The sequence below is a fragment of the Gemmatimonas sp. genome, assembly GCF_036405635.1.
GTDB lineage: Bacteria > Gemmatimonadota > Gemmatimonadetes > Gemmatimonadales > Gemmatimonadaceae > Gemmatimonas.
On record NZ_DASWXE010000148.1, the window covers coordinates 1 to 4724 of the forward strand.

Annotated in this window: 4 protein-coding genes and 1 pseudogene; all 5 read left to right on the forward strand. The window is 64.2% G+C overall.

Features of this window, described 5'->3' with window-relative positions:
• Positions 1 to 189 precede the first annotated feature (189 nt).
• A complete protein-coding gene (locus VGE27_RS12300) occupies positions 190 to 762 on the forward strand; it encodes a hypothetical protein (protein WP_331049957.1) in 573 nt (190 codons plus the stop codon).
• A 72-nt stretch (positions 763 to 834) separates the two neighbouring features.
• Positions 835 to 2514: a tetratricopeptide repeat protein gene (locus VGE27_RS12305; protein WP_331049958.1), complete on the forward strand. Its 1680-nt coding sequence runs from the start codon at positions 835 to 837 to the stop codon at positions 2512 to 2514.
• 599 nt (positions 2515 to 3113) lie between these two features.
• Entirely contained in the window at positions 3114 to 3797 is a 684-nt protein-coding gene (locus VGE27_RS12310) for a hypothetical protein (RefSeq protein WP_331049959.1), read from the forward strand.
• 17 nt (positions 3798 to 3814) lie between these two features.
• Positions 3815 to 4543 (forward strand): hypothetical protein, encoded by a 729-nt coding sequence (locus VGE27_RS12315; RefSeq protein WP_331049960.1) that lies wholly within the window; start codon positions 3815 to 3817, stop codon positions 4541 to 4543.
• Positions 4540 to 4724, forward strand: a pseudogene (locus VGE27_RS12320) (hypothetical protein); the annotation flags it as partial. The gene VGE27_RS12315 and the pseudogene VGE27_RS12320, both read left to right, overlap by 4 nt.

Consider the following 4724-nt stretch of genomic DNA (forward strand, 5'->3'; position numbering starts at 1 on the left):
TGGGCCGGAAAGCAAACCATGGGGCATGCGGGAGTTCGCCCTCCGCACCCCTGATGGACATCGCATGACGTTCGGCGCCGAAATATCTGATGTCGGCTGAAACGGTAGCGCCATCGTTTCCCCGGTGCGTAGTGTTCAGGAAGAAGCCCCGCTGGCTCTTGTGATCAAGGCAACTCCACACACCGTTCCATGCGAGCTCTGAACAGAATTCTCCTTCCGCTGCTGGGCGCCGCCGCTGTGGCCGTCTCGGCCTGCCACGACTCGGCGAGCGTCACCGAGGCTCACAACGATGTCGACGTGCTGCTCCCGGCACGAGATGCATCGCCGGTGCAGACTGATTCGGCGCGCTACCATCTGCGCCGAGTGCCCGGAGGCTATGAGGCCAATGTGGTCGCGACCTTCGTCAATCCGACGACGGGCCCGCTGTATTATTCGCGCTGTTCGATGCAGTCGCCCGGTCCGATGTATTCGGTGAGACGCACCGGACAGGACAGCACGGCGGTCGCCCACATCAGCACTGCGTGGGCGTGCTTCAGTGCCAATGGTGTGGTCGCCGCGGGTGACACGATCAAGGTTTCCGTGTGGTTGGGCAGTGCCGACTCTCCCAACGCCAGCCCGGCCATCAAGGATGCGGATCGGATTGGACGGTTCCGCGTCGAGCTGCCGATGTGCAGCGCGCCTTCGCCCAATCCGTCCGCCTGCACCATGCTCCCGCAGTCCCAGCGGCAGTCCAACGCCTTCGACGTGGTCTTCGAGCGGTAACCGATACACCGGCAGCCTGTCCGGCCCGCACCGGACAGGCTACGTTCTCCGCTCATTCGTCCGGAGAACCTGATGCGCCGCGCCCCGCTTGCCGCCGTGTCCCTGCTGGCGTGCCTCGCCGCCTGCACGCCGAAGCCCGAATCTGATGCCGACCTGGTCGCGCGTGGTGGCGCGCCGGTGTTTCAGGGCATGGGCGCGTTCCACCGTGTCATCGACACCAAAGACGCCGGTGCCCAGCGCTACTTCGACCAGGGCATGATGCTCGCGTTCGGCTTCAATCACGCCGAAGCCATTCGATCGTTCCGCGCGGCGCAGAAGCTCGATCCGCAGTGTGCCATGTGCTTCTGGGGCGAAGCGCTGGCTACTGGCCCCAACATCAATGTCACGTCCAAGGGCAAGGCGATCATGTCGGCCGATGAGCAGCGGGCCGCATGGGCCGCGCTCACCAAGGCACAGGCGCTGGCTGCTTCGAAGCCGGAGAAGGAACAGGCGCTGATCACGGCGCTCGCCGCACGCTATGCCGCCGAGCCGGTGGACGACCGCACCGCACTCGATCATGCGTATGCGACCGCGATGGGGGATCTGGTCAAGAAGTATCCCGACGATGACGATATGGCCGCGCTGTACGGCGAAGCGTGGATGAACACCATGCCGTGGAACTACTGGTCGGATGCCACCACGCCGCGCCCCGAGATCGTGCCGGTGATTGCGGCACTCGAGAGCACGATCGCGCGCAGCCCGAAGCATCCGCTGGCGTTGCATCTGTACATCCACGCGATGGAAGCATCGGCCACACCCGAGAAGGCGGAGAAAGCCTCCGATGCCCTGCTGCCGCTGGCACCGGGCTCGGGACATCTCGTGCACATGCCATCGCATATCTACTGGCGCGTGGGTCGCTACAATGATGCGGCCAAGGCGAACATCGATGCGGCGAAGATCGACGAGGAGTACATCAAGCAGTGCAATGCCCAGGGCTTCTATCCGGCGATGTACTATCCGCACAACATTCACTTCCTGTGGTCGGCCGCGTCGATGCAGGGGCAGAGCAAGGTTGCCATCGAGGCAGGGCGCAAGCTGGCCGACAACGTGAGTCTCGCGCAGATCGATCAGTTCCCCACGGTGGAGTTCTTCAAGACCATTCCGTTGTTGTCGCTCGTCCAGTTTGCTCGGTGGGATGAGATCCTGGCCGAGCCGCAGCCGCGCACGGATCTCGGCTACTCCAACGCCATCTGGCACTATGCGCGTGGCGTGGCGCTCGCCAACAAGGGCGACCTTGCCGGTGCGAAGAACGAACTCACCGCACTGACGCCGCTCAAGGCCAATGCGAAGGTGATGGTGCTCGACGGCAATGACTATCCGGCCAGCAAGCTGCTGCAGATTGCAGAGGATCTGTTGCAGGGGGAGATCGCGCTGGCGGGTGGCAACTCGCGCACGGCGATCACCGAGTTCACCGCGGCCGTGGCAGGGCAGGACGCGCTGCCGTACACCGAGCCGCCGTTCTGGTACTACCCAACGCGTCAGTCATTGGGTGCGGCCCTGCTGAAGGCCGGTCAGGCGAAGGAAGCACAGGCGGTCTACGAAAAGGATCTGCAGCAGTATCCGCACAATGGCTGGTCCACGTTCGGTCTTGCGCAGGCGCTCGAGGCGCAGGGCAAGTCGGCCGATGCGGCTACGCAGCGCGAGCATTTCAAGACGATGTGGCAGTTCGCTGATGTGGAGCTCAAGGGATCCCGAATCGGCGCGTCACTCTGAGGAGAGACATGAACACATCGCGCTATCGGATCTGGCGTCGGGCGCTGTGGTGCGGAGCCGTGATGTGCCTGTTCCTACCGGTCTCAGTTGTCGCGCAATCCACCGATTCGCTTGCCGTCGGCACGCGCGTACGAATCACGGAAGTCGGTGCGTATCAACCGATCCGGCACGTTGGACGCCTGGCGGCCATCAGTCCCGACTCAATCTGGCTCGCATCGAGTTCATCAGGTGATTCGCTCCATACGGTCATGGCGTTCGCCATCCCGAGTGTGTCTCGAGTGGAGATGAGTAAGGGGCAATACCGTCGGGCGGGTGAAGGGCTGGGCTTCGGTGTAGGAATTGGCGCTGGTTTGGGTGCCGTCGTGGGGGGCTCAGCGGGCGGCTCTTCGGCAATGATGTTCGGTGTATTAGGTGCGGGAGTGGGACTTGTACTCGGTACCATCGTTGGGAGCTTCATCAAAACCGAGGAGTGGAAGGCAGTGCCACACTCGGGTTGGCACCCCGGCTCATAGTATGGCTCATTCGGCAGCCACAGTCGCGCTACTTAAGGTTGGGCAGAGGCGTGGCGAAAGGCATGCGGACATCGTACGATCGATGACATGACGCAACGTCGATACGGAGACGATGAAGTGCGCGAGATCTTCCGCCTCGCCACCGCGAACGAGTCGCGTGAACAAACGTTTCCTGCTGAGACCGGCGGATGGACGCTCGAAGAGCTGCAGCGCATCGGCGAAGAAGCCGGTATCGAGCCGGCACGCGTCGCGCAGGCGGTGGCGCGATTGCATGCGCGCGGCGAAGCCGTGCAGGTGCGGCGCTCCGCTGGGATGCCGATAGGCGTATCGCATATGGTGGACTTGCCGCGCGCGCCCACTGACCGTGAGTGGGAGCAGATGGTCGCAGAGCTCCGGACCATGTTTGGCGTGAAAGGACAGACGGCGAACTCAGGCGGTATTCGCGACTGGTCGCAGGGCAATCTGCACATTGCCGTGGAGCCAACCGAACGCGGCCATCAACTCCGGATGAGCACCCGCAAGGAGGATGCGCTCGTCTTCAACGGCATGGCGCTGTTGTTCGGTGGGATGGCGTTGGTGCTCGGCGGCGTGGTGACTGCGGCCGGCAAGCCGGAGAAAGCCCTGCTCGCCGCAGGCATGTTCGGCAGCTTCGCGTTTCTGGCTCTGCTGGCCAACATCATCCGGTTGCCCAAGTGGGCGCGCACGCGTGAACGTCAGATGCAGGCAATCGCGGAACGTGCGGTGAGGCTGTTGTCGGGCGCGCCAGACTGACACGAGGATCCCCTGCGATGACGGACGATCAGCGCCGCTACAGCGACGAAGAGTTCGCCCACATACTGCGTTCGGCGACAGAGCAGGCCGCGCGCCATGACGCGCCGATCTCATCGTCTGCGGGATTGACGTTGGCGGAGATACAGTCGGCGGCCGCACAAGTCGGCATAGACCCGCTGCTGGTGGCTCAGGCGGCACGACAGCTCTCTGGTCAGGTGGCCGTGTCGCCGCTGGAGCGACTGATCGGCGGCCCGCTCCGGCATGTGCGAACGGCTCACATTCCCATCGCACTCAATGCGCAGCGCGCGACGCGATTGTTGTCCGATGTGCGGATCGCCGAGGGTCACGCGGCAAGTGCAGACGCGGGGCACGCCAGCGCGCAGGGGGTGACGTGGCATGACAGCGGAGAATTGCAGGTGCTCACGGTGACGGCGCGTTCGGTTTCCGATGGCACGGACGTGTCCGTGGCACTCGATCGCCGCGGCACTCTCGTGCCGGTCATGCTGTTTGCCGGGTTCGGCGTGTTGGCGTCGGCGTTGGCGGGAATGACCATCGCCGAGTCGTTGCCGGGAGTGGGCATCGGTGCGGGCCTGGCCGGAGCGGTCGCCGCTCTGGCGGTGGCCCGGGGATACTGGACTACGACGACAAGGACCGTGCGTGCGCGTCTGGACCGCGTCATGGACACGATGAGTCACTCGCTTGATGAGGCTCAAACGGCTGACAACAGCGAGCCTTCCGACACATGAGTCTGGCGTTCCGCAGGCGCACGAGTATTGCCGCGAAGATCTACATCGCGCTGATCGCCGTCGTGGTCGTCTTTCAGTGCGCGCTCATTATCGGCGCCCCATGGGGCGCATTCACGATGGGCGGCGCGTTTCCTGGCACGCTTCCCCCGCGCATGCGTGTCGCGGCCGCGCTGTCGGCGGC

Excerpts from the sequence above, each read along its gene's own strand:
- VGE27_RS12310 (WP_331049959.1), top strand. The coding sequence starts at position 3,114 with ATGACGCAACGTCGATACGGAGACGATGAAGTGCGCGAGATCTTCCGC.
- VGE27_RS12300 (WP_331049957.1), top strand. The coding sequence starts at position 190 with ATGCGAGCTCTGAACAGAATTCTCCTTCCGCTGCTGGGCGCCGCCGCT.
- VGE27_RS12305 (WP_331049958.1), top strand. The coding sequence starts at position 835 with ATGCGCCGCGCCCCGCTTGCCGCCGTGTCCCTGCTGGCGTGCCTCGCC.
- VGE27_RS12315 (WP_331049960.1), top strand. The coding sequence starts at position 3,815 with ATGACGGACGATCAGCGCCGCTACAGCGACGAAGAGTTCGCCCACATA.